Here is a 24,661-nt window from a genome sequence, read left to right on the forward strand (position 1 = left end):
GGGCCTTCCAGGCGGCAAAGCATTACTGCACTCGTTACTTCCCGAAGGTAGGCAATCAATACTCGCTCTTCAGGTTTAAGAGGCGCGGTATCGAATGCATTTGACACCAAATAGATGATCCACTGCTGATTGCAATGTCCCACGATCCGCGTTCGCTTCCTGCGACAGTCGATCAAAGCCGGTCGTTGGGGTCGGCCTACTTGAACGACTGCTCCAGCCAATAGCAGTCATTCGGGACGTTTCAGCCCGCCCTGAGAGACCCGACCCAATTCGAGACTTTGGCTTCGGAACTGTGCATCCCGACAGCGGACGTTCGATCAGTGCTAAGTCATTTTAACGGCCACGGGTGCGTTCCGCCTCATTTCCGATCCGTCGCGCCTTCAACAAATCGTGTCGCGATAGAATACCGATCACCTTGCTGGTGATCGGGTCGATGATCGGAACACGCCCGACGCCCGTCGAGACCATGAGATCGGCCACCACACCAACCGGTGCCTACGCGGTTGTAAAGGGCTGTGACGCATCCGAAACGACATCAGACAAAGCCACGTCTCCCGGTGCGCTTTCAACTTGCCAGCGCAGCGCGTCGGATCTCGATACCAGACCGAGCAACCGCCCTTCTTCATCTATCACTGGATAGCTGCGGTGCCTGGCCGTGCTCCCGAAAAATGCGATCGTCTCGCCAACTACTTTCCGCGGCGTCACCTGCCCCTCGACAACACGAACGGGATGCGCAGCACCGTGCGCAGATCGGTGGCGTCTTCGGTCGCCCCCACCTCGACCGACCAGTTCAGCGTCGTGCGGTCCGTCGCGCGGTAGCTTACGCCGAACAGCAGGCGGCCGATCTGGAGATCGCGCGCCGTCTGCACCTGCGGGTCGCCCCAGTCCATCGTGGGCATCAGCAGGCGCTGCGTGGTGCGCGTGCCGAAGGACCAGCTGTGCGCATAACCCAGGTTGAACGAGGTGCGTTGGTTCAATGATACGCCGATCCCCATGCTGACGGATATCGCGTCTCCCGGCTTCACATAGGTGATACGCACCGGCGGGATGACCGTATCGACCCCGTGACCGAAATTGCGGGTGTAGCCAATGGAGCCGAACAGGACGGCGGGGTCACTGGGCAGAATTGCGGTCAGGCTCGGCGTCACACCCCAGAAGCCGGACCCCGTGGCCGCACGGGTCGCGCGGCCCAGCGTATCCCGAGAGATGTCGAACGGGTCGGTGCCGGTGGGCACCACAACCTGCAAATTGCCGATCAGGAACGGCCAGCCGCCACGCGCAGAGCTCAGCTGATAGCGCGCCGACAGCTCAAGGTCGCCAATCCCCCGGCCGCTGGTACTGCTATCGATGGTCGCCGCATCGGGATCGCCCGTCGTGCCCTGAATCGGGGCCAGCACCGACTTGTCATTGCGATAGACGAACGGAAGACGGGCGCCGATCTCGACATTGCCGAGGAGCCCATAACGCAGGCCGGCGGATGCCGTGAGCACGTCCTGCCGGCTCTCGTTGATGTCGAACACGCCAACGAGCACGGACTCCACCACTTCGATGCCGCGAAAAAGCGCACGGTTGCGGTCGGCCCGCGCATAATCGAGCTGAAGCTCGGCGGTGAGCTGACCGCGCCGGGTCACGACGCTGCCTTGCTCTCCCAGCACCGCGACCTCGGGCGGGCGATCGATATCCGGTGGCGCTTCCCCCACGGGGCCAGCCGGGGCCTGGGGCGCACCATTGGGCGCGCGCGGCGGCGGGACAGCGTTGCTGGCGGACTGAACAGTTTGCGGCGGATTTGCTGCCGATGGCGCCGCCGTTGCGCCACTTGGTTGCGCATCCATGGCAAGGCGCTGCTCCAGCGCGCGAATGCGCGCCTCCTGCGCTTCCAACTGCTGTTGCTGCCGGGCGATGAGGCTGAGCGCCTGCTTCAGTTCGGGGCTGGCATTGCTCGACTGTGGCAGCGCGGTGCCCGTTGGCTGGGCCCATGCCGGTGATGCGGCCAGTGCGCCGCCAAGCATTGCCACTCCCCCCAGGAGCCGACCTATTCTGGTCATTTGTGTCCTTCCTTCAACGAATAAGATCCCGCGTCGCGTCAAGCGCCATGCTGTCGATCCTCGGCATGGCCGAGCCGACGGTCGCGGGCGTGGCGTTCATCAGATCGAGGTTGATCGTCGTGCTGGTCTCGATCGCACGGTTGTTACCGCTGTTGAGGAGCACACTGCCCAAGGCCTGCCCAAACACGTGGGTGACCTCCAGATCCTGCTGCGACAAGGTCACCTTGAAACCGCTGCCTAGCCGATCGAGCCCGACCGTGCCGTTCTGGGTTTGCGCGCGATCGCCCGGGCCTAGCGGGAGTGGTGTCGATCCATCGGGGCTGAGGCCGATCTCCGCCTGCTCGCCCGTACTCACGGTGACGGCGCCGACGCTCGGACGATAGCTCCGCTCGACGAGCGAGACACCGCTCTCGCGGTCGAAACTGACCCAGACATCTCCCGGGTTGCCCGCGTGTTGCGAGGGGCCGCTGGTGCCTGGCGCATCGGGCTGCCTTGTCGACTGTGGCGCGTAGATGGCAAGGCGCGGCGCGCCCTGATCGACGGTGAAGACACTGCGCAGGAGCAATTGCCCGTCGACGCTCGTATCGGTCTGTACGGCCATGGCGACTTCCACACCGTTGGGGAGGAGGAATTTGCCGCGGCTTTCGGCAAGAACATCCTCCGGAACCGGCTCGTGTCCCTCGACCGGCGGTTGCGCGAAGACGGGGTTGCAGAGGACAACTGCTGCAACGGCCGAGATGAGATCGCGGTTCATGGCTAGAAGTCCCTCATGAAGGGCGCAGTCAAAGCCAGTGCTTGCTGGCTGAGCGGCTGAACGAATGCGGCGCCGACCGGTGCGCGGGAGAAGGCCGCCCACTGCCGATCCCCATTAAAGGCGCTGCGCCCCACCGCAGTATCCTCGCCGATCACGAAATAAATGCCGTTCCAAGCGCGCTGGAACGCGGGTCGCGACATGGTGCGCAGACCGAGCGCCGGATCTCCGATCAGCAGCTCCTCCGCGCTGATGCCTTTGACCACGACGAAATGGCGGTAGCCGTTCGCCTCGATCAACGCGATGCCGGGCACGCCTGCCGCAGCGACCTGCTCGAGCGAGACCTTGTATCCGTCCGCGCTGAGGCCGGCATTGGCAAGATAGCGCTTCATGTCGAGCAACGAAAAGCCGAGCCGGGTAATCTGCGCGCGGTCTCCCACGCGCCACATGCCGTTGAACACGTCGGCTTCCGCCCTGCTCCGGCGATAATGATAAGTCAGCAACGTGGCGAGCGCAGCCGAACCGCAACTGAAATCAAATTGCTGCCGAACGACCGTCAAAAAACGCCGGTCCTCGAACGACGTGACAGGCGGCGTGACATCGCCGAGACCCGCCGCTCCGAGCTGGAACGTCGGCCCTCCGCTCACCTGCGCACTGCAGCCGGAGAGCAGCATGAGTGCGGCAAGGAGCATGCGCGCCATTATTGTGCGGGCAGCAGGGCGATGTTGACGTTCATCGAAGCATTGATCGCGACGTTGTTGCCGGAATTGGCATTGATGATCGACAGGCCGGAAAGGTTCTGGAATGCGTTCCCATCGATGGCCACCGCCCCGGTCACGGAATTGCCGCTCACGCTGCTGTCCGATACGGCGGCAACATGCTCGGACTGGGCGATCTGGTTGAGATCCGCGCGGCCCGTCACCTGCTCGAGCGTGGCGACATCGACGGGCGGCGCCGCGCCCTCAAATGGCGGTTGCGCAAGGACACCCGAGGCAAAACTGCCCGACAAGGTCACAAGCCATGCCCGGCGGGGTAGAAATCGGTTCATGCGTCCTCTCCCTTTATGATGTGAAAAGACTGGCCGGCGGTGGAGATCGCCGGCCAGTTGGAGAGGCTTAGCGAAGCGTGATGTCGCCCGCGGAGACCGCCACGCTCACCGACGCGTTCTGCGATGCGCCAACGCCGGTGTTCTGGTTGACCGCCTGCATGCCAGCGAAGTTCTGGAATGCGCTGCCACCCGTGCGGATGCTGTTGTCGGCCACTGGGGACTCGCCGCCACGACCGTCGAAGCTGACGCTCACGCCCGTGACATAGCTTGAGAGGTTGGCGCTGGCGACCAGGGCGCTGTCACCGAAGACGGAATCCGACTTGGCGGAACCGGCTGCGGTATCACCGCCGCTGAAGGCCCAGCTGTGATCGGAATTGTCCGAATTGTCTTCCCAGCTGTTGTTGCTGGCCACGGTGTTGGTCGAGCTGTCATCCTGAGAGGACATGTCGCGGCTGTCGGTTGCCGTGCCGCCATTGTTGGCCGCAACCTGCGCGCCCGAAGCGGAGCTGTTGTCCGACATGTCATGCGTGGACGAGTCATTGCCGCTGTCGGCCGTGTTCACCGAATTATTGGACATGTCGTTGCCGCTATCGGCGACGCTATTGTCCGTGGACGTGTTCGTGGTGGTGTTCGACGTCCAGGCGCTGTTGCCGCTGTCGCTCGTGCTGGTGTTACCGCTGTCGGCGGTGTTCACCGAGTTGTTCGACATATCATTGCCGCTGTCGGAGACAGTGAGGCTGTTGTCGGACATGTCATTGCCACTGTCGGCAATATCGACGCTATTGTCGGTGTTGGTCGTGGCGTTGGACGTCCAGGCCGAGTTGCCGCTGTCGCTCGTCGTGGTTGTGGTATTGCCGCTGTCGGCGGTGTTCACCGAGTTATTCGACATGTCGTTGCCGCTGTCCGCCACATCGACGCTGTTGTCGGTGTTGGTGGTGGCATTGGAGGTCCAAGCCGAATTGCCGCTGTCGCTGGTGGTGGTTGTGGTGGCGCTATTGCCGCTGTCCGCCACGCTGTTGTCCGTGTTCGTGGTGGTGTTGGCCGTCCAGGCAGAATTGCCGCTGTCGGACGTCATCGTGTTGCCGCTGTCGGCGGTGTTGACCGAGTTGTTCGACATATCGTTACCACTGTCGGCAACGCTGTTATCCGTGTTGGTGGCCACGTTCGTGGACGTGTTTGCGGTCCAGGCGCTGTTGCCGCTGTCGCTGGTGGTGGTGGTGGTGGTGGATTCGGCCATCCAGCTGTTGTTGCCGCTATCGCTGACGGTATTGCCGTCCTGCGCCAGCGCGGGCGATGCCGCGATAAGCGCGGCGGCCGAGGCCGTGATCAGTAGAGTTTTCATCGATTGTCGTCCTTTCAGGGTTCCCACGCCGCCCTCGGGGCTTTCCCCGATCGACGCATCGACTCCGCCTCCGCGGAGACCCACCCTGAATAGGTTAACGGCGAATTAACCTTCACCCCCACCAAACTATCTCTTCCCCCCTCATAGCGCTGTATGAGTAACCCTCATTTGGGGGTGAATGTGATAATTGTGAAGACGACCGAAATCCTAACAATAGTTATAGGGGAATCTGGATGTAAATCAGAGCGTCGAGAAATGACCCAATGATGTTCGGGCAATACTCGATAACATCACTCTGATAAGATCAGATTGCCGGTTTGTGGCCGTTTTTCCGAAGATTTGTTTCAAATAACTTCGGGCGGTTGCTTCCGCTATTTTCATCTTGGCCGCAGCATCACTCAGCGCGAGGCCGCAAACCAGATGTTGGACCAGCTGACCCTCGGTCTTGGTGAGCCGATAGGCGTCGCAACAGCGCTGGAGCGCCAGGGTTACGTCCGTGTCCGAATCATAAATGCACAGGACGAAAGAAGGATCCGCGGAAATTTCCGGGCGCGTGAATGTCGGCGATAAAAGGGCCATGAGAGGCCGGCGATAATTCTTCCGGCTCAGGCTGATCAGCACCGCTTCGCCATCGTGCGACGCATGGTCCATGGCCGCGTGCAGCTTCGTGGTCTCGCCGCGATTGACGGCAACAAGGGAATAGCGCGACTTGTGCACCACATCCCGCTTCTGAAACATCAGCGTGGCGACGGCATTCTCGCCGATCACCGCTCCATGGCCGTCAAGAATGATAATCGCCACGTCGCTCAGGTCGAGCGCCGACTTATAGGCGATCAAAGCCCGTTGCTGGCTTCGCGCATGCAGCCAGAGACGAAAATAGCCCGCCAGCACGGGCTGCAGCTTCTTGGCCATCTGCTCGGCGGCGAGCCGCTGGACCACGTTGGCATGACGGTAAAGCGCCGTGAGGATCAGGCGCAGCCCATCATGTTGTGCCACGGCCAAGGTCATCGCACGCTTCGCTTCCTCGACCTGCGTCAGTTCGTGCCAAGCAACACGCGCACCTTGACCGGTATAATGAAGCGCGTCGGTATCCTGGCAGGCGATCGCAACCGCCAAGTGCGGATCGGAGAGCAAGGCGCGATTGGGGCTCACTCGCGCAAGCAGCTCTGGGCTATTATCGTCGCGATGAAGGGAAAGAACCGCCTCATCCGCAAAGACGCGACCGGCGAACTTGCTCAGTATCCAGTCCAGATCGTCTGCAACCCGGTCAGATTGTCCGTCCTGATCGATCGGGCGCCCACCGTCCGGCTCTGCAAATATGCGGTCTGCGGCCACCTCGGTCTTCGATATCGTGACCATTCCTCCCCCTCAACCCACCATTGTATGGCATGCGCGTTAACCACAATGCGTGGGGGGCTGATTTGGCTCCGCTATCGCGGGATTGAGACTGCCCCGATTTGGTACATATCTGAAATTTGAGGATTTCATGCCGGCAATGCCCATCAATAACCGATCATCCGGTAATGGGGACGCTACAATTCTGGCGAAACGACATTTACGTTATTAATGAACGGCCGCTTCTGAACTCCAGCATTTGTAAGCTAAATGTTTGCTAAGTTGGCGACTGCGGCCAGCAGTGCCCCGATGGCGTGAGATTTTGACCGCTCACCATCAGCGCAGTTGGCTATCCTTACTGCCGCGCCGGTTGATGCAAGGAAAAAGCCCGGTGCTTGTCGCGGCCAGACTGGCAGGCCACGCATGTCCGGGCACCGGGCAGAGCTTCGCGGCGTGCCTGCGGGATTGGCTCTCCACCTTCCCTCACAATCGGCGCGACCCGAACCTGCCGGCATACGAGCACGCGCTGTTGCCAGCGCGTCTTTCACGCTGTCCTCGATTTGGTTCTGAACAGCGCCCTCGAGCGCCCAGCCATTGGCCATGCGTACTCGATCCTGCGCAATTGGAGGTTGAGGGACCGTTATAGGAATGCAGCGGCCTCATTTCATCCTCGCAGCGTCTTCGGACAGACCTCCGCTGGTGCGCAGCAGTCTCACAATGCCATTATAGGCGGCGTGCAATCCCTGATTGCGCCCAGTCTCATGGTCCGATCCTGCCACTTCCCAGAACGCGACCAGCCATCCGTCCGGGCAGCGCTCGCGCAGCACCCACAGCGCGAGCGCGACCCCCACGGGTCTCCACCTTGCCCTTCGCGGCCGTTGCGTCACGCAAAACATTCCGCGCGCGCTCGATAGTCCTCATATTGTGGGATGCATCCGCAATGGAAACCATGGATAAAATGCGTACGATGTCTTCCTGACTCTCGGCCGTGCCGAAAGGAGGCGAGCCTGCGCCGGTCCGCTCTCGAACCTTAAACGATTTGCACCGACAATAGACCGACCCGCCGTACCTCGCAGAACTTAGTCCCCTTATCGCGCTCCCAACCTGCTGGAGGCGGAAACAAGACATTCTAACAGGAGGTATGGCGACTTGCGAAAACGACGGGCGGCGGGAAGCGACGTCAGCACCCGACGAAGTTTTTTTTCGATCAATCGGTATGGCCACCCAGCGTCTCGGCGAACCAGTCAGCAATATAATCGCGCCCGTAAGACATATTGTCGGCGCCGACATGCTCCACCCCGCCTTCGCGCTCGGTGAAGATCTTGAGTTCGCGCCGGGGGCTGTTGACCAGTTGCGCGTAGCAGTCATGGGCATATTCCACGCTGATTTGGCGGTCATGTGCGCCGTGGGTGACCAGGAAGGGCACGCGCACGCCATCCATGCGGCCATTGAGGTTCATGTCCTCGGATTTAGCGAGGAAATCCTCCATGTCTGTCGCACCGAATGCCCAGAACACATGCGCCCAGTAGTGCGGTACGGGGTTCTCGCCTTCGCGGCGGATGCGCTTGTCCTGCACTTCCCGCCAATTGTGGTTGGCGCCCCAGCAGGCACCGCTGGCAAAGCGCGGCTCGAAGGCGACGGCGCGCGGCGCGAAGTGGCCGCCGAGCGAGATGCCCGTCATGCCGATGCGCTTGGGGTCGGCATCCGGCTGGGTCTCCAGCCAGTCGACGGCTTTTGATGCCCAGTTTTCGCTGTGCGGATCGACCGGCAGATTGTGCAGCCGCAGCGCCTCGCCGGTGCCGGGCTGATCGACGCAGAGCGTGGAGACACCGCGTCGGGCCAGCGCCTCGGGCAGGCGCGACCAGTAGAGCAGTTCCTTGCAGCTATCGAGGCCATTGCAGTAGACGACCACCGGCCGCGGCCCCTCGCCGGGCGCCCGCGTGTAGAGCGCCGACATCATGCTGCCATCGCCGAGCGGGATCTCCACCCGTTCGCGGTTGATCTTGCCGAGATCGGTCGATTGGGCGAAGATCGACAGCGCCCGGGCGTAGGTTTCCTCGCGCCCCGGGGAGCCATGGCCCTGCATCCGCTCCGCGACGAGCAGGTAGAGCGCAGCCCGCTCCAGCTTCTCGGATGCCGAGATGGCCCGGCCCTTGGCGATATCCTCATCGGCGAGGCTGACCAGCGTATCCGCCACGCGTACCCATTGCGCCATGAACTGCGGCGTACCGGCGTCAGCGCCGCTGGCGGCGGCATCCTTGATCGGCTGGCACATATCCACGATTTCGCCGATGCGCCCGCCGCTCTCCAGCGCGATGGCGACCGAGAGGTTCCAGATGTAATTGGGGAAATATTCGAACAACGCCACCGATCAGGCCTCCACTGCCACGAACAGGCCGGGATTGGCCTCCGGATGGGGCATGGTCTGCGGACCGCCGACGCCGATCCCCCACTGATCCATCACGCGCGGCGCGGGCACATGGACTTTGGGCTCATGCGTTTCGAAGTCCACGTCTTCCAGTTCAGCCGTATATTCAACCGCGAAGCCCGAGGGCGTGACAAAGTAGGAGAAGGTATTGTCGCCGGCCGTATGGCGCCCCGGCCCCCAGCGAATATCGGTCTTGTTCTGCTTGAGGCGGCTGATGCCCGCCATCATGCCGTCGACATCGGTCATGTCGTAAGCAACGTGATTGAGGCAGGGCGGCCCAGGCAGCAGCGCGATGCGGTGATGCGCGCTGTTGCAGCGCAGGAAGCACATGAAGTCGCCAAGCCAGTCGGAAACCTTGAAGCCCAGCACATCGCAGAAGAAGCGCACGGCCGCCTGATGATCCGGCGAATGCAGCACGATGTGGCTGATCTTGACCGGCAGGCCTTCCCAGCGCGTGATCTCGCGCGCCTCGCCACGCGCGACATCGGACGAGACCTCTATCAGCAGGCCATCGGGCGTGAAGAAGCGGAAGCCATAGCCGCCGCCGGGCGTGGTCAAAGCCTGCGGCTCGCTCACCAGCTTGGCCGCCGAGGCCCGCACCCTTTCGCACAGCGCATCGACATCGGCGCGGCTATCGGCAGCCAGGGCGATCACATCGACACGGTTCTCGTCGCTCGGCCGCAGGCGGACGACATGATGCTCGTCATGCCCCTGCGTCTTGAACCACGCCATGCCATCGTCGCTGGGCACGCGCTCAAGGCCCCATTGGCCCTCATAGAAGCTGGACTCGGTGGCAAAATCGGTGACGGCATAGCCGACATAGCGAATTTCGGTGACGCGGCTCATCTTCAGTTCCTTTCAAATCGGCTCGGCCGTGCGCGCGAACATTTCGGTGGTGGCCTTGGCGTTGTCGACGGGCGGGCCTTCTCCGATCTGGCCCATGCAAATGGCTAGGCTGGCGCGCACGATGTAGGCGCAGCGCTCGAAGCGGCGATCATGATAGGCCGCGAACGCTTCTTCGACGGAGGCGTGACGGGCCAGTTCCTCGGCGAGCACGATACTGTCTTCGATCGCCATGCCGGCGCCCTGCCCCAAATGCGGCGTGGTGGCGTGGACGGCGTCGCCGATCAGCACCACCCGCCCGTTGCTCCACGGGCCTTCGACCAGCATGCCTTCGAGCGGACGATAGACGACCTCCTCGTCATCGACGATCTGCTCGGCCAGCGCCTGCAGGGCCGGGGCGCAGCCGGCGAGCTTGGCGCGCATCGCTGCAGCCAGGCCCTCGCGCGGATACCAGGGATTGCCCGGCTCCGGTGTGGTGACATACAGATACATGAGGTCCGGGCTGATCGGCACGAGACCGGCGCCAATCGGCCCGTTATAGACCTGCAGCGCATCGAGATCGGCCGGGCGCGGGAGATTATAGCGCCACACGGCCTGCCCTGTGAACTGCGGCTTTTCTGCGTCCGGCAGGATCATCTCACGCGTCTTGGAAAAGACGCCATCCGCGCCGATCACCAGATCGAAACGGCCTGCGCTGCCATCCGAGAACGCCACCTCGACGGCGTCATCCCCGTCGCTGATCGCTTGCGCCGTCACGCCCAGGCGAATCTCGGCGCCGGCGCTTTGTGCCGCATCGCCCAGCACCTTCTGGAGCTGCCTGCGGCCGACGCCCAGATTGGCGGGATAATCCGGCAGCAGGCGCGGCGATGGCACCCGCGCCACCTGGACGCCGTTGGGCGCGAACACCTCGACGGCATCGAAACCGACGCCGGCCGCGGCATAGTCGTCCAATATGCCCAGCATGTGCGCCGCGCGGAGGACATTGCCCTGCTGGATGATGCCGACCCCATAGACGCTCCAGCTGGGATCACGCTCGATCACCGTTACGGAGAACCCCTGCTTGCGCAGCGCGATGGCCGAGGTCAGGCCACCAATGCCGCCGCCGATGACGAGAATGTTCTGGCTCTGCATGGTCTATGTCCGATGATTATGTTGATGAGAGGGGCGAAGCGCGGATGCAGGCACAGCATGTGCGGCAGCTTTCGACCTCCCTCTCCGCGCGCATGGCAGCCCTGAAGCGGGCCTTAGGCCTGTTCTATCGCCGCGTAGAAAATCTGAAAAATGAATTGTTCAGATACAGTTCCATCCAGATTATGGATGGGTCATTCGGCCTAGAGGATATGGTGCATCTGCCGCACCAGCCAGAGGATCCCGGCGTCATTCGCACGGGCGGCATGATATTGGACCATTTCCCGAAGCGGCGGCAGGCCAAGGGGATCCGGGCGCACGACGATGGGCAATTGATCGATAAAGGCATCCGCGAGCCGCTTCTGCAGGAAGGACACGCGCATCGTCCCCACGATCAGGCTGGGCACGCTAGAAAAGCTGTTCGTCGTGAGTTCCGTGCGCTGCTTGTCCTGCTGCGGAAAAACCTGCTGCTCTGCAAAAGTGCTCTCGCGCGACTGGCCGAAGCGAACGGCGACATGGCCCAGCGAGAAGAGCGTCTCGCGATCCAGCGGCCCCGCCAGCGCCGGATTGCCCGCCCAGCCGATGACGACATGCTCATCTTCCAGCAGCATCTCGCTGGGGTGCGCGGGGGATAGATATTGCTCGGGGCAGATGACCAGATCGACCTCGCCCTTCTCGAGAAAGCTCGTCGCGTCAGGCCCTGTCGGGTAGGCATCAATGCGGATACCCGGCGCGATCGTCCCGAGGCTGCGCATCAGCGGGCCGATCAGCACGGTCATCATATAATCCGACACGCTGATGCGGAACCGACGGTTGGAGATCGCCGGATCGAACGTGCTGGATGTCGACAGGATCTGGTCCGCCTGCTCGATCAACTGGGAGACCAGCGGCTGAAGGCTCTCGGCATAAGCGGTTGGGACCATGCGCCGGCCGACCTGGACCAGCAAGTCATCCGCAAAATGTTCGCGCAGACGGGTCAGCGCCGCGCTCATGGCCGGCTGGCTGATATTGACCCGCGCCGCAGCACGCGAGACGCTGCGTTCATCGAGCAATACGCTGAGCGCGTAGAGCAGGTTGAGATCAAGACCCTTGAACCGCATGGCCGGACCCATCTCATGTCGGCAGCGCGCTGGCCAGCGCAATCCCTGCCAATTGTTGGACAGCGCGCCTTTGATTGTGGAGATCGCCCCGCCGTTCCCGGGCGGGGCGTGCCGTCCGCCTTTAGCGACCCCTGCCGGGCAAAAGATCCCCATATTTCTTCTCGAGCTTCTTGGTGAACTCGTCGCGCTTGCGCAATTCGGTGAGCAGGCCGTTCACGTCGAAAGAGGCGACCTGGGAGCGAATAAGGTCGGCCCCCTCTCGCCCCCATTGCGCCCGCTCCTGTTCGGTCACCGGCTTGACGAAGCCCCCGTGCAGCACCGCATCGGGATAGAAACTGCCGGCAGGCGTGCCACTGAACGGAGGGACATAGCGCGACACGGCACTGGGATCGCGCTCGATCTCATGCTCAGGTTGGCTGAGGCCGACCGGCATATCGCTGAGACGGCCGACCAGCTGATAGGCCCCATAGCTCACCAAATTGCGGCCATTGGGCGGGCCGTCACCGAAGCCGGGGCGCGGCTGACCCGGCTCCGACTTGCGGACCATGTCCGTCCCCATCCACAGCACCGGGACATGCTCTTCATCGAAGATTTCGCGGACCAGCGGCAGCATGGTCTGCTGGGACGGGCCGTGCGAGGTAAGGAAAATAATGCGACGGAACCCCTGACGAATGAGCGAGCGGGTCAATGCCTTGAGATAGGGCAGGCTGTCGGATGTCGAGACATACACCGTGCCCCGGCTGGTCGTCGTCCCGCCGGGATAGAAATAAGCGAGGTAGGGCATCACGAGCCCGTCGGCTTTCTCGGCCAGTTCCTGCGCATAAGCGAGCGGAATGACATATTCGACATCCGTCGGATTGCCGCCATTCTGCTCGACCGGGCCAACTGGCACGAAGATGACATCGTTGCGCTTGAGATAGTCTTCCACTTCCCACCCGGTCAGCGTCGTCATCAAACGCGAGCGCATCTTGGGTGCCGGCTTTGCTGCTGTCTGCTGCGCGCCGGCCTGGCTCTGGGCCAGCGCAGGCGCGGCTCCCGAGAAAAGCAGCGCGGCCAGACCGGCCAGGGACAGCGCTCTTACGGCAGGATCAAATGGTCTCTTCATAACATCCTTGCTCCTCGTTGATATTGATCAGGGGAAAAGCCGGCAGATCTCGCCGCGCAGATCCGTCCCGAGTTCCACCGCGCCGGGATGATCCGAGGAGAACCGGGCATAGGCACGGCGATCCGTCTGGTAGGCCGGCCAAACGGGCAGCTTTGCGCCATTTGGATTTCCGGTCTTGGCGAAATTGGTCCAATATTCGACCATCAGATCAGAGAGCCGGCGGTCGGCCGCCTTGTAATCGGCAGCCGAAAAGCCCGTGGTCAGCAGATTGCCGAACACATAGGGCACCTCGAACGAATGCGCAGCGCCCCGCGCCTCACGGCCGGGCACGAACTGCTCGAACTGATAGTGCCAGACCGGCCCTCCCGCTCTTGCCGATGCCGCTGCGATCTGCACGGCGCCGCAGCGAAAGCTGCTGTCGGTCGAGAATTGCTCCGCCACCGTCCCCATTAGGCGGTCGGGCGCCGGCGGCATCGCGGCGGACAAGCCATAAGCCGCGCGGGCCGCAGCCGCATTCGCACCGAACGCGCTGGCCATCGCAGCATCGAGCTTGTCCGGCGGCAGAACCGCCAGCCCTTCCCGCGCGTTGCTGCCGATCAGCAGCGGGATGGGCTTGCGCCGCTGGTCAGAGATGGCGTCCGTGGCGGCGCGGGTGATGATGTAGCCATCCTGCACTGGCGAGAAGCGCGCGCCGGATTGGCCAGCCGCCTGCGCCATCTCGATGACCGCCGCCGTATCCAGGCCACGCAAGGCCGATAGCGGGAGGCCGTTGGCGAAGCTCTCGCCCTCCCGCTCCGCATCGGCCATATTGAGGGGCGCAATGCTGCTACGCGCCGCGCCGCTCTGGATGATGGCGCGCGCGAACAGCCCGTCCGTCACATCGGAGGTCACCAGATCAAGAACGCTGGCGCCGCCGGCCGACTGACCAAACAGAGTGACATTGGCCGGATCACCGCCGAATTGCGCGATGTTCGCCGCAACCCATCGCAGCGCGGCGATCTGGTCTTCCAATCCGAAATTGCCGGAGGATTTATGGAGCGATTCTGCTGTCAGCTGTGGATGCGCGAAGAAGCCGAACGCGCCGAGCCGATAGTTGAGCGTGACCACGATGACCCCGTGCCGGGAGAGGGCAACGCCATCATAGGTCGGACTGCTGCCCATGCCGTTCTGAAAACCGCCGCCATGGACCCAGACCATGACCGGCAGCTTTGGCTCCGCCGACGCACGTGGCACCCAGATATTGAGGGTCAGGCAATCTTCGCTGCTGATGCTGGATACCGCGGTTTGCCCGCGCAGCGGCGCCTGAGCACAGGGTGGACCATAATGGTCGGCCTGCTTCACGCCGGCCCAGGCGCGCGGCGGGGCCGGTGATCGCCACCGCAGCTCTCCGACCGGCGGCGCCGCATAGGGCACGCCCAGATAGGCTGCCCCGGTTTCGGTGGCGACGCCCTGAATTTGCCCCTGTGCCGTCGCGACATGCAGTGCCGCCAGCCCGGGCACCTGAGCGTGAAGGAGGGAGGCAGATGAGAGCTCCAGACCCAGAATTGTCAGGCTCGTGCCGAGCCGTTTCATCCCTGCCAATGCGCGCATCTGCCCCTCCCACTGCAGTCAGTTTTCAGAACCTCTAGAGATCGAAGCGGACCCCGACCCTGAAGCTCTGGCCCAGCAGATCGTACCAGGCGTTGTTATTGACGGCGGGGAGCGGCGGCTCCTGGTTCAACAGGTTGTTGACCGTGCCATAGATCTGCACCTTCCGGTCTTGCGAACCCACATTGTAGGCCACGCTCAGGTTTACATAGCCGCGCGCTGGGACGATGTTGTTGTTGATGCTGTTGATCAGCGTCGGGCTGTAGCCCGGCTCGTCCGGCCCGATGAAGGCGTTGTTGAACTTGCTCCGGCTGATCCAGCGGAAGTTGACGCTCGTTTCCAACCGCGTGCCGCGATAGGCGAGAGAAGTGTTCACCACCCACTTCGGCACGCCAGCTGTCCCGCCGAAGATCGCACCGGTCTGCCCGGCACGGTTCACACCATTGGGGTAGGCCAGCGAAACGTCGAAGGTCGAGCGATATTCCAGCGTGCGGGTGGCTTGTGCGCTGAGCGTGATGCGCCCTTGCGCACCGGCGAATATCTCATCGACCGGCTGCATGTAGGACAACGCCATGTCGATGCCGCGGGTCTTGAATTCGGCAAAGTTGGCGTTCTGCGCCAACACCGAGAGCACAGCGCCGTTCGCAGGATCGTTATTGGCGAAGGTGATCAGCGAGCAATAGGGGCTGCTCAGATCCGCCGTGCCCGTGCCCAGACAGTTGGTCAGCGACGTGCCCGCTCCGGTTGCGCCGATGGCGTCCTGGATCTTGATCTGGAAATAATCCGCTGAGATGTTCAGCCGCGACAGGAATTGCGGGTTGAACACAGCGCCTACACTAAACGTCTTGGCGATTTCCGGGGTCAGGCCGGCATTGCCGCCCGTGACGACGTCATACGCATAAGAGGGCTGCCCGGCGAACCCGGCGCGGGGATCGGCATAGATCGGGCGGGGCACAGTCGCCACGGCCGCTGTGAACAGTTCCGTCAGGCTGGGTGCGCGAATATCCCGCGAGAGCGTGCCCCGGAACAGAATGTCGGGGATCGGTTTCCAGACCAGACCCGCTTTCCACGTCGTCACCTCGCCGGAGACGCTATAGTCCGTCAGGCGGATGGCACCGTTGAATTCAAGCGAGCCCGTGACCCAGTCCGCACTCAACAGCGGAACGATCGTCTCGAGATAGGCCTCCTTGACCGACTGGCTTGCCTTCGGAAAATCGCGGGGTGCGCGTGCCATGAAGGCACCGGCCTGGCTCAGATCGTCTGCGTCGGTGACGAAGGTTTCACGCCGGTAAGAGGCGCCGACGCCTGCCGAAACTGGTCCCGCCCACAGCGCAAACAGATCCCCGTTAAGGTTGGCATTCGCCTCGAACAAGGTTGTTTCCGCCACTGCGTGGGTCGTGCCGAACGCGTAATTGTAGGCTGCCGGCGAATAGCTGGCACGCCCGAGAATGTTGATCGGCTGACAGCCGGCCGCGCGCGCCGCGGCATTTGCGCAGACGATCTGCCCGTTCAACGTGACGGCATTGACCGCGTTCAGGAAATTCGCGGTGATGGGCGTATTGGCCTGGTCCAGCGAGCTTCTGTTACGGCCATATTGAACGGCCGCATCCCACCGCCAGGAACCACCCAGTTCGCCGCGCAAGCCGCTGGACAGGCTGTAGGTCTTACTGGCGTTGCGCAGGATCGGCGGGCCGAAATCATTGCCGAGATAGCCGACCGTCAACGACCCGTTGGCGGGGATGAGCGCGAACTGGGCTAGCGTCAGCGCCTGCTGCAAATAGGGATTGTTGCGGCTGATCGAGAGGAAACCGGTCGTCCCGCCCGTCGCCGCTCTAATCTGGGCGCTGATATTCTGCGCCTCGGTGTTGGAGTAGAGTCCGCGCGCCCATAACGTCAGGCTGTCGGAGAGATCATATTCGGCATGTGCCGCGAGATTGTAGCGCTGCGTGTTGGCGCGGAGCACCTGATAGGGCGACACATTGGTTCCGCCGACCATGTTGGTGCCGATCTGGCCCTGATAGAGCCCGGCACTGAAGGGCGCAGTCGTCACGGTTCCGTTCGGCCCGACGACGAACTGCAGATTACGCAGCGCCGCTGGATTGCCGGCAGCGGTCGGGCTGATCAGGCCGCCCGTCGTCAGCATGCCGAAAATCACATCGTCGGTAATCAGGTTGGCCGGCAGTCCGGCGGCCCGGCTGTTCGGCAGCGTGACGCTGCTGACGTTCCGCCTTCCCCAGGGCCGCTTGTCATTGAAAAGATCGGTGCCGTCATTGCTGCCATATTCGCCGCCAATGACGAAACGCCCGCGACCGCCCGCGAACTGCGTTCCGAATGCAAGCGAGGCGAACATGTCATCGGCGTCGCCATATTTGGTCTGCCCCCATTGCACCGAACCCTTGACGCCATCCAGCCGGGTATTGAGCTGCAGGTTGAGCACGCCAGCAACGGCATCCGAGCCATAAGCCGCAGACGCGCCGCCCGTCACCACGTCGATGCGCTGGATCAGGGCCGAGGGAATGAGATTGAGATCGGTCGCGCCGGCCACCGCCGAGCCGGGCACATTGACGGCTGGCAAGCGCATCCGGTCCAGGAGGACAAGCGTGCGCACCGCGCCCAGGCCACGCAAATCGGCATTGTTCGCGCCGGAATTGCCGATGCCGCCGCTTTCCGGAGCCTGACTGCGCCGGAAGGACGGAACCTCGTTGATGACGTCGGCGACGTTAACCGCCGCCCTGTCCTGCAACAGCTCTGCGCCGATGACGACGGTCGGACTGGGCGCAATAAACCCTGCACGATCGATGCGCGAAGCGCTGACGATGATCTGCTCGACACCACCTTCTTCTTGCGACGATGCCGAAGACTGCGGCGCAGCGGTAGATGATGTTTGAGACTGAGCTATTGCCGCCATGGGCGTGGCGATGATTATCGCGCTGCCACCGGCAAGCATCCATGCTTTCAGGCGCACATTCCCTCTCCCTGTTTGCCCTTATTGGTTTTACCAGTTTGCACGACAATATAGCAATTGCAATGACAATTTGGTCAGCATGCCAGCCAGAGAAGTGATGACTGCCCAGCCAAGAACAGTAGGACTAAAACCTTTACAAATATCAGATTTTACTAGGATTTTATTGCAGGATCGGTGGAATGGCATGGCCAACGGGATACCGACCGACATTTGCCTGACCAATAAATCGGGTTCAAATGAACGCCGACTCGCCCACCCCATCATTTCAATTCGTCGATCATCTCGAGTGCGGATCTCACGATGGCGTCTTCGGCGCAGCCCGGCTGCAGGCGAGACCCAATGACCTGAAAGGTCAAATGCGAGCGCGCAGCGTCGGAATAAATATAGCCGGAATTGGCCGATCCGTTGGCCAGCGAGGTCATCATCAATTGCAAGCTAGGGGTGGAACGCTTGAGACGCGTGCCGATCTCGCTGTAGACCTCGCCATTGATCGCGCTGATATAGACCGGGCCGATCTTCAACATGCCCGCGCGGATCGTCACCGGCTCCCCGTCGGCATAGGGTGGAGCGGCGCCTTCCCGGACGGGATTGTCCCGGTCCAGCCGGTCTCGCCCCGGACATTGCAACTGCCTGACCGCGCCCGCAATCACCCCCTGCCGGCTGCGCGCCAACGTGCCGAAATGCATGAGATCAATCGCGCTCTCCCCGAGAAGCGCTCCCCCTGCCGCGACGATCTGGCTGACGTCCTCGACCGCAGCAAGATAGTCCGCCCGCCTTTGTGCTGGCACAGGGCTGCCCAACGCGGCCATACGGTCCGCCATCGACACTCCGGCGCTCGGCTGGCCCTCTGCCAGAACGCGCATGTCCGACGCGCCGGGCACGCCCGTGCGCACGCGACTTAATCTATTCTGCGCCCGCGTGAATCTGGGGTTCTGGTCACCGGAAGCGCCTTGCGCGAAAATTGCCACCGTGGCGTCGCCATAGCGCCGCTCGATATAGCGCGAGGCTTCGCCCGGCACGTCCGCGCTCACCACGCCCGACATGTAGAAATTGATCGGGTGCATGGCGTAGTTGAGATAGACGCCGATCGGTAGGCCATCCTCCCCCAGCGCTTCAAGAATTGCCAATGTCTTGTCGGATGGTCCGTCAGGATTGGCCCCCTGTGCCCAGCGGTTGTCCCGCAACAGGTCGCGATTGATGTTGAGGTCCACCTGCGTCGTGCCAAAGCCGATTGTGGCAGGCCGCAACGCGGCCTTGGCCATTGTCACCGCCTTGACGATGGCCAAGGCCGCGTCCGGCCCCGCACCCGCGCGCAAGCGCGACGAGCCGGATGCGCTATGCGTATGAGTGGCCGACACGACGAAATTCTCTTGCGGGCACCCCGTGATCTTTGCCGCTTGGGCGATCGCCTGCTCCGCGACCGCGTCGGATATGCCGATCAGATCGGCGCCGACAAGGACTGCGCAGTTCTTGTCATTGGCGATGACAAGGGCGCGGACGTAGAGGGGATCACGAATGATGTCGCCGGGGCTGAGCGTGGACGCATCGGGTGTAGTCTCGACTTTCGCCGCCCCCGCCTTCCACGCGCTATCCTGAGCGGCGGCCGGCCCCCATGCCGCAAAGGCGGTGGCGCCAAACAAAGCCGCGCGAACCAGAACTTTCATCACAGACCCCTCCCCTGAATGTGTCGGCTATCAGCGGTCCGAGACCGAGCCTCGCCGCACGCGCTGCACGAACACCGCGCCCCGGCCGGCGGCTGCAATCTCGTCCTCCGGCGCATCGACTTCGACATAGCCGATCGCGTTGGTCATCCTATCGAGCAGCGGTATCAGCCGCGCATAGTTCAATATGCCATCGCCCGGCGGGACCAGCCGGTCATGCTCCGATGGCCCGCGCGATGGATCGACATCCTTGAAATGCATGGCGAGGACGCGCGGCCCCAGCGCGCGGACGAGCCTCAGAGGCTCGGCGCCGCCCAAGGCGGCCCATGCCAGATCGATCTCGAAATCCACCTCGCCGGGCGCAAACCGCTCCGCGATCAACGCGAGCGGGGTCTTTCCCTCGAGCGGAACATGGTCCCAGCCGTGATTGTGGAAAACCAGACGCAGGCCTTCTTCATGTGCCGCGCGCGCAAGATCGTTTAGTCGCGGCAGCCACGCCTCGAACGCCGCGCGCGTCGTCTTGCCGGGGACCGCGCCCTCGAAGAACACCGGCGCGGCCGATTGCGCGACAATCGTTGCGCCGATCTTGCGCGCTGTGGCCATCTGCATTGCCGGCGCCACGCCGTAACCCAGCCGCACGACGCCGACCGACAGACCGGCATCCCGCACCATCGCGGCGACCTCGACCGGATCGGGCGCCGGCGGCTGGCGGGGGGAGAGCGCGGCGAGCGGGAAACCGAAATGGGTGTACCCCATCGCTTTGGCGGCCTTGAGGGTACCCGCATAGTCGCGCTGGAGCGCCTGCGCGACGGTGATGCTCGCCAGTCCGAGCGGCCTCGCTTCTGCCGCGGGCCGAACCAGCGAAGGCGTGCATCCTGCTGCGAACGCAGACACCGCGCCCGCCACTACAGCGCGACGGGCAACGCCAGAATCCGGCTCAGTTACCAACCGGTTCGACCTCAATGGCGGAAACCACCGCCTCGCCAACGGAAGCCTTGAACTGCAGCGTCAGCATCTGGCCCGTCACATCGACGTCGAACGTCTCACGCACGGCCGCGCGGACGGCGCCAGCCCGGGCGCGAATGTCATAGGCTTGCAGGACCGGCCTGCCATTGGCGGTGACGCTGAACCGCCGCTCGCCGACGCCCTTGTCTGGCTCCACAAAGCTCAGCGTGACGCGGTAACGGCCATCGGCGGCGGGGATTCGGTATTGGAACGCCTTCCCCTGCCGAAAACTCGCGACCACATCGCGCCGATCCGTTCCGCTAATCTCGGCGAGGACGGCCTGGCGGCCGCGTCCGCCGGGCTGATCGGTCGTGCCTGCCGTACCGCCGACGAAGAATTCATCCGAGCCGAACTTCACGTCCGCGCGCGCGGCGACGAGCGCGCCGCTGTCGATGCGGAAGCTGCGGGCCTGCGCCGGCGCGACGGTCCAGTCGATCCGATCCATGACCGGGCCGGACGGGAACACGCCACGGGCTTCGATGACATTGCCGCCCTGCTTCAGGCGCACGGCCGGCCATACGCATACACTGTCGGGGCAATCCTTCAGACCGCCCAGCGTGCGGCCATTCACCGTGAGCAGGGTCTCCGGGGCATTGCTGTAAACGCGAATGTCGGTGACGGGATAGGCGCGGTCCACATAGCGACGGCCGTTGATGTGGACGGTCGGCTTGTCGGACCAGTTCGCGCGATAGAAGTAGAAAATGTCCTTTCTGATTTTGCGATCATAGGTGACGATGCCCTTGGTATTGATGTCCTGCGCATCGCCCTCGCGCCGCACCGTCGAGCCGAAATCGAAGCCGTTCCACAGCCAGATGCCCCAAAGATCGCGCCGATCCTTGAGCACCTTCCAGCTCTGCTCATGATACCAGGAGAAGAAGGCTTCCGGCTGGGTCCGCCCAGCAGATTCAATCGGGCCGCCCAGCGGATTGTCCGATGCCATGTTGGCCGCGCCGCCAGCCCCGATCTCGCTGATCGAAATCGGCTGATCGGGTCGCTTGGCGCGCAGTTCATCGAGATGCGCGCCAAGCTGATCCGGCTCGCCATAATACCAGCCATAATAACGGTTGGCGCCGACGGCATCGACCGACTCCGCAACGGGCGGCACGTCGGGCATGCCTCGCCCTTCACAGCATTGCGCCAGCACGACCGGCCGTAGCGGATCGACCGATTTGGCCAGCGCGTTCAGCTCGTCAAGCAGCGGGCGCGGATTGGCCAGCACCTCCGGTGGGCGGCCCAGAAAGTCCGGCCGGCCCGGGCCGAAATCCACTTCATTGGCGATGCCCCACACCGCGACCGAGGCGTGATTGTAATTCTGCTTGATGAGATCCTGCAATTGCATCCGCGCATTCTCGCGAATGCCCGCCGGCGCTTCGGTCTGGTCGCGCGCATTGGTCCAAGCCGTCACCAGCGCGATCTCGTCCCACAGGATGAGGCCATAGCGGTCTGCGAGGTCGTGGATCGGCTGGCCGTGCTGATAATGGGCGAGGCGCAGGGAGTTGGCGCCCATATCCCGCATGATGTCCACCGTCTCTGCCACGTCCTTGGGCGTCATGGCCCAGTCGGCGGCTTCATTGTCCTGATGCAGCCCCACGCCGACGAGCGGCGTACGCTTGCCGTTGAGGAAAAAGCCCTCCTTCGGGTCGAGCCTCAGCGTGCGGATGCCGAAGGGCTGGTCCAGTGCATCGAGCAGTTCGCCGGTGGCAGACCGCATCTCGAAGCGCAGCGTGTGGAGATAGGGATCGGCCGTGCCGTTCCACAGATGTGGATTGGCGACGACCAGCGCGCCGCGCATCTCCCTGACCGCGCCAGCGGCCAGCTGCGCCGTCTCGCGCCATGTCGCGACCGCCTTGCCGCGATGATCGAGCAATTGCGCGTCGATCGTCACCGGCTGCGCGGAGGCGCTGTCGTTTCTGAGCCGCGCGAGCAGATCGATAGTCGCCTGGCCGCTCTCAACGCTGCGGGTCGCCGCGTAGATGCCCGGCCCGCCATGATCGAGCATGTCGATATGGACCGGATTGGTCATGACGAGACTGACCGGCCGATACAGCCCGCCCCGCACAAAGAAATCGCCGGTCATCGGCAGCACGTCCTCAGTGCTGTTCCCCAGACGCGGCTGGGTGTTGTCGACTTTCACGTAGAGCGAATTGGGCTCGCCGAAGCGGATCACGCTGCTGGCATCCAGGCGGAAGCGACCGAACGGATTGCGATGCTCACCCAAGCGCACGCCATTCAGCCACACCTCGGCCGTCCGGCTGGCTGCATCGAATTCCAGAAAGGCGCGCTTGCCCGCATTCGCCGCGGCGGGCGTGAAGGTCAGCTGATACCAGCCGACGCCCTGGATCTTGTTGACTGTCTCCGCCGAATTCACATGTGTTTCCGAGTCGGAGAGATAATAGCCGACGCGATTCCAGCTGTGCGGCACCGAGACCGGCTTCCAGTTCTCCGGCTTCGGGTCATGCGCGGCGGGACCGGCCTCGCCGACCAGATTGAACTGCCAGCCGTCGGCCAGCGCCATTCTGGTGCGCACGTGCTCGCTGGCCTGATCGCTGGACGACACCGCGTCGCGGGCAAGCGATGGGGAGGCATGGCTCGTTGCAGCGAGCGCCAGAACCAGTGCCATCGATGTCATCATCCGCATATCTATCTCGCCTTCTTCATGTCCTAGTGCGCGTCTTCAGGCAGGCGTTCGCCGGTCAGTCGCGCGCCGCGCCACCTGCGGGACGCTGGGCGGGCGCGGCACGGAAGAACGCCAGCCTGCGCTCCTCCGGCCAGGCAGCGATATGTGCGTCGGCCCCCAGTTCGAGCAGGCGCGGACGGGCCGGGTCGAACGTCACCCATTTCAGTTGCTGCGTGTCCGGCTTCCCCGAGCGGGCAAAGGCGACGAGCGAATCCGTCATCGCGCTGCTGAACGCGCGGTCGGCCTGGGACCAGTCCCGCATGGGGCGGAAGCGATTGAAGCTCTCGATCGTGGAGAGCCAGAACGGCACTTCCGAGGTGTGGTAAGCGCCGGCCGTCGCGGGATCGAGGTCGGGGATGTGCACCCCGGTCGGGTAGGAATGCGGGCGGGCGAACATATAGCTGTAAACCGGCGCTTTGCCTTTCGCGACCTGCGCCCGCGCCCAGGCATCCATCGCCGCCGCCATCGTCCCGTCCCGATCCGCAACCCGCGCCTGCGCTTTCGCTTCAGCATCGGTCGCCGCCGGGTAGAGCTTCAGGAAGGCGTCGGCACGATCGCCAAATGCGGCCGCAGCCCGCGCCTTGTAGTCAGCCAGCGTCTGCACAGGGCCGAGGCCACCGAGCGATTCATCGCGCGTGAAGCCGAGCATGAGCGGGACATCGCTCTGGGCGGAGCGGTTGAAAGCCTCGTCGATGGGATAAGGCAGCACATAGCCATCTTCGATCGGGCCGACCGGCGGAGATCCGGGCACGCGCGGCACGACCAGCCGGTCGGCGGGCATGGCGCGAAGATCAGCGAGGTTGCTGCCCTTCCAGATGACCTGCAGCCGCACGCCATCTTGCTCGGCCTGCGCCAGGGGACGCATGGCACCCGGCCCCGCCGAGCCGATGAGCGCACCGCTCATGCCCACGGCGCGCTGGAAAAGACCCTTGGCAAGCGGGCTGGCCTGCAAAGCGAGAACCGACATCGACCCGGCCGACTGACCAGCAATGGTCACATTGGAAGGATCGCCGCCAAATTGCGCGATGTTCTCCCGCACCCAGCGCAGCGCGGCGATCTGGTCCAGGAATCCATAATTGCCCGATGCTTTATGCCCCGATTCAGAGGTCAGTTCGGGATGCGCGAAAAAGCCAAGCGGGCCGACGCGATAATTGAGATTGACGAAGACAATGTCCCGCGTGGCGACAGTCTCGCCACCGTACAGCGCCATGCTGCCCGCGCCGATGAAGAAGCCGCCCCCATGCAGGAAGACGATCACGGGCGCCTTGTTGAGTCCCGGCTTGGCCCAGATGTTGAGATAAAGGCAGTCTTCGCTGGTGACTTCCGCGCCGGAATACTGGTTGGTCAGGATGCCGCGCTGCTGCTGCATGCATTGCGGGCCGAACCGGTCGGCATGATAGATGCCCTTCCAGGCCGCCACCGGCTGGGGCGCCCGCCAGCGCAAATCCCGTACCGGCGGTGCGGCATAAGGCACGCCCAGAAACGCGCGAACGCCGGAGGGCAGCATCCGTCCCTCAATCGCCCCCGCCTGCGTCGTCACCCGCGGCTCGGATGTGCCAACGGCCTCCCCAGCCAATGCCGGGGGTGCCGCCGATAACGCGCCGAGGAAAAAGAGGCCAGGACCACGCCATTGCTGAATGA

At 63.4% G+C, this 24,661-nt stretch carries 20 protein-coding genes and 1 pseudogene; all 21 read right to left on the minus strand.

What is annotated here, in order from left to right; genetic code table 11:
* Positions 1 to 333: 333 nt before the first annotated feature.
* The 21 genes and pseudogenes from M2334_RS15165 to M2334_RS15265 all read right to left on the minus strand — a co-directional run bounded on the left by M2334_RS15165 (position 334) and on the right by M2334_RS15265 (position 24,560).
* Entirely contained in the window at positions 334 to 483 is a 150-nt protein-coding gene (locus M2334_RS15165; protein ID WP_319801203.1) for a CBS domain-containing protein, read from the minus strand.
* Positions 484 to 495: 12 nt separating this feature from the next.
* Positions 496 to 705 (minus strand): CBS domain-containing protein, encoded by a 210-nt coding sequence (locus tag M2334_RS15170; RefSeq protein ID WP_264595191.1) that lies wholly within the window; start codon positions 703 to 705, stop codon positions 496 to 498.
* Positions 702 to 2,045 (minus strand): transporter, encoded by a 1,344-nt coding sequence (locus M2334_RS15175; protein WP_264595192.1) that lies wholly within the window; start codon positions 2,043 to 2,045, stop codon positions 702 to 704. The genes M2334_RS15170 and M2334_RS15175 overlap by 4 nt, the downstream gene beginning before the upstream one ends.
* A 13-nt stretch (positions 2,046 to 2,058) precedes the next feature.
* Positions 2,059 to 2,799 carry a hypothetical protein gene (locus tag M2334_RS15180; RefSeq protein WP_264605857.1) on the minus strand — a complete coding sequence of 247 codons (741 nt, stop codon included), beginning with the start codon at positions 2,797 to 2,799 and terminating at the stop codon, positions 2,059 to 2,061.
* A 2-nt stretch (positions 2,800 to 2,801) separates the two neighbouring features.
* Complete coding sequence (locus M2334_RS15185; RefSeq protein ID WP_264605858.1) at positions 2,802 to 3,497, minus strand: C39 family peptidase; 696 nt, start codon at positions 3,495 to 3,497, stop codon at positions 2,802 to 2,804.
* A complete protein-coding gene (locus M2334_RS15190) occupies positions 3,497 to 3,844 on the minus strand; it encodes a hypothetical protein (RefSeq protein WP_264605859.1) in 348 nt (115 codons plus the stop codon). Before M2334_RS15190 ends, M2334_RS15185 begins: the two co-directional genes overlap by 1 nt.
* Positions 3,845 to 3,911: 67 nt before the next feature.
* Positions 3,912 to 5,186 (minus strand): hypothetical protein, encoded by a 1,275-nt coding sequence (locus tag M2334_RS15195; RefSeq protein WP_220128492.1) that lies wholly within the window; start codon positions 5,184 to 5,186, stop codon positions 3,912 to 3,914.
* 240 nt (positions 5,187 to 5,426) lie between these two features.
* Positions 5,427 to 6,545 (minus strand): helix-turn-helix transcriptional regulator, encoded by a 1,119-nt coding sequence (locus M2334_RS15200; protein WP_264584194.1) that lies wholly within the window; start codon positions 6,543 to 6,545, stop codon positions 5,427 to 5,429.
* 312 nt (positions 6,546 to 6,857) lie between these two features.
* A pseudogene (locus M2334_RS15205) lies at positions 6,858 to 7,123 on the minus strand (DksA/TraR family C4-type zinc finger protein).
* 57 nt (positions 7,124 to 7,180) lie between these two features.
* Positions 7,181 to 7,372 (minus strand): hypothetical protein, encoded by a 192-nt coding sequence (locus tag M2334_RS15210; RefSeq protein WP_264605860.1) that lies wholly within the window; start codon positions 7,370 to 7,372, stop codon positions 7,181 to 7,183.
* Positions 7,373 to 7,728: 356 nt separating this feature from the next.
* Positions 7,729 to 8,889, minus strand: coding sequence for an alpha/beta hydrolase family protein (locus M2334_RS15215; RefSeq protein WP_264605861.1), 1,161 nt, complete (start codon positions 8,887 to 8,889; stop codon positions 7,729 to 7,731).
* A gap of 3 nt (positions 8,890 to 8,892) precedes the next feature.
* Positions 8,893 to 9,795: a VOC family protein gene (locus M2334_RS15220; RefSeq protein ID WP_264605862.1), complete on the minus strand. Its 903-nt coding sequence runs from the start codon at positions 9,793 to 9,795 to the stop codon at positions 8,893 to 8,895.
* A 12-nt stretch (positions 9,796 to 9,807) separates the two neighbouring features.
* Positions 9,808 to 10,923 carry an FAD-dependent oxidoreductase gene (locus tag M2334_RS15225; RefSeq protein WP_264605863.1) on the minus strand — a complete coding sequence of 372 codons (1,116 nt, stop codon included), beginning with the start codon at positions 10,921 to 10,923 and terminating at the stop codon, positions 9,808 to 9,810.
* 200 nt (positions 10,924 to 11,123) lie between these two features.
* Positions 11,124 to 12,020 carry a LysR family transcriptional regulator gene (locus tag M2334_RS15230; RefSeq protein WP_264605864.1) on the minus strand — a complete coding sequence of 299 codons (897 nt, stop codon included), beginning with the start codon at positions 12,018 to 12,020 and terminating at the stop codon, positions 11,124 to 11,126.
* Between the two features lie 121 nt (positions 12,021 to 12,141).
* Positions 12,142 to 13,125, minus strand: coding sequence for a creatininase family protein (locus M2334_RS15235; RefSeq protein ID WP_264605865.1), 984 nt, complete (start codon positions 13,123 to 13,125; stop codon positions 12,142 to 12,144).
* A 27-nt stretch (positions 13,126 to 13,152) separates the two neighbouring features.
* The gene (locus tag M2334_RS15240) at positions 13,153 to 14,715 is read right to left on the minus strand and encodes a carboxylesterase/lipase family protein (protein WP_264605866.1); all 1,563 of its coding nucleotides are present in this window, start codon (positions 14,713 to 14,715) and stop codon (positions 13,153 to 13,155) included.
* A 34-nt stretch (positions 14,716 to 14,749) separates the two neighbouring features.
* Positions 14,750 to 17,677: a TonB-dependent receptor plug domain-containing protein gene (locus tag M2334_RS15245; protein WP_264605867.1), complete on the minus strand. Its 2,928-nt coding sequence runs from the start codon at positions 17,675 to 17,677 to the stop codon at positions 14,750 to 14,752.
* Positions 17,678 to 17,937: 260 nt separating this feature from the next.
* On the minus strand, positions 17,938 to 19,341 hold the full coding sequence (locus tag M2334_RS15250) for a neutral/alkaline non-lysosomal ceramidase N-terminal domain-containing protein (protein WP_264595203.1): 1,404 nt from the start codon (positions 19,339 to 19,341) through the stop codon (positions 17,938 to 17,940).
* Positions 19,342 to 19,371: 30 nt separating this feature from the next.
* A complete protein-coding gene (locus M2334_RS15255; protein ID WP_264595204.1) occupies positions 19,372 to 20,232 on the minus strand; it encodes a sugar phosphate isomerase/epimerase family protein in 861 nt (286 codons plus the stop codon).
* A 43-nt stretch (positions 20,233 to 20,275) separates the two neighbouring features.
* Entirely contained in the window at positions 20,276 to 22,981 is a 2,706-nt protein-coding gene (locus M2334_RS15260) for a glycoside hydrolase family 2 TIM barrel-domain containing protein (protein ID WP_264605868.1), read from the minus strand.
* A gap of 55 nt (positions 22,982 to 23,036) precedes the next feature.
* Positions 23,037 to 24,560, minus strand: coding sequence for a carboxylesterase/lipase family protein (locus tag M2334_RS15265; protein ID WP_264605869.1), 1,524 nt, complete (start codon positions 24,558 to 24,560; stop codon positions 23,037 to 23,039).
* Positions 24,561 to 24,661 lie beyond the last annotated feature (101 nt).

Origin of the sequence: Sphingobium sp. B11D3D (genome assembly GCF_025961755.1) — a bacterium.
Lineage (GTDB): Bacteria > Pseudomonadota > Alphaproteobacteria > Sphingomonadales > Sphingomonadaceae > Sphingobium.

What these genes read in the sequence shown, in the direction of transcription:
- M2334_RS15175 (WP_264595192.1), bottom strand. Translation starts at nt 2,045, where the DNA reads ATGACCAGAATAGGTCGGCTCCTGGGGGGAGTGGCAATGCTTGGCGGC.
- M2334_RS15235 (WP_264605865.1), bottom strand. Translation starts at nt 13,125, where the DNA reads ATGAAGAGACCATTTGATCCTGCCGTAAGAGCGCTGTCCCTGGCCGGT.
- M2334_RS15195 (WP_220128492.1), bottom strand. Translation starts at nt 5,186, where the DNA reads ATGAAAACTCTACTGATCACGGCCTCGGCCGCCGCGCTTATCGCGGCA.
- M2334_RS15240 (WP_264605866.1), bottom strand. Translation starts at nt 14,715, where the DNA reads ATGCGCGCATTGGCAGGGATGAAACGGCTCGGCACGAGCCTGACAATT.
- M2334_RS15180 (WP_264605857.1), bottom strand. Translation starts at nt 2,799, where the DNA reads ATGAACCGCGATCTCATCTCGGCCGTTGCAGCAGTTGTCCTCTGCAAC.
- M2334_RS15190 (WP_264605859.1), bottom strand. Translation starts at nt 3,844, where the DNA reads ATGAACCGATTTCTACCCCGCCGGGCATGGCTTGTGACCTTGTCGGGC.
- M2334_RS15250 (WP_264595203.1), bottom strand. Translation starts at nt 19,341, where the DNA reads ATGAAAGTTCTGGTTCGCGCGGCTTTGTTTGGCGCCACCGCCTTTGCG.
- M2334_RS15260 (WP_264605868.1), bottom strand. Translation starts at nt 22,981, where the DNA reads ATGCGGATGATGACATCGATGGCACTGGTTCTGGCGCTCGCTGCAACG.
- M2334_RS15200 (WP_264584194.1), bottom strand. Translation starts at nt 6,545, where the DNA reads ATGGTCACGATATCGAAGACCGAGGTGGCCGCAGACCGCATATTTGCA.
- M2334_RS15225 (WP_264605863.1), bottom strand. Translation starts at nt 10,923, where the DNA reads ATGCAGAGCCAGAACATTCTCGTCATCGGCGGCGGCATTGGTGGCCTG.
- M2334_RS15230 (WP_264605864.1), bottom strand. Translation starts at nt 12,020, where the DNA reads ATGCGGTTCAAGGGTCTTGATCTCAACCTGCTCTACGCGCTCAGCGTA.
- M2334_RS15185 (WP_264605858.1), bottom strand. Translation starts at nt 3,497, where the DNA reads ATGGCGCGCATGCTCCTTGCCGCACTCATGCTGCTCTCCGGCTGCAGT.
- M2334_RS15220 (WP_264605862.1), bottom strand. Translation starts at nt 9,795, where the DNA reads ATGAGCCGCGTCACCGAAATTCGCTATGTCGGCTATGCCGTCACCGAT.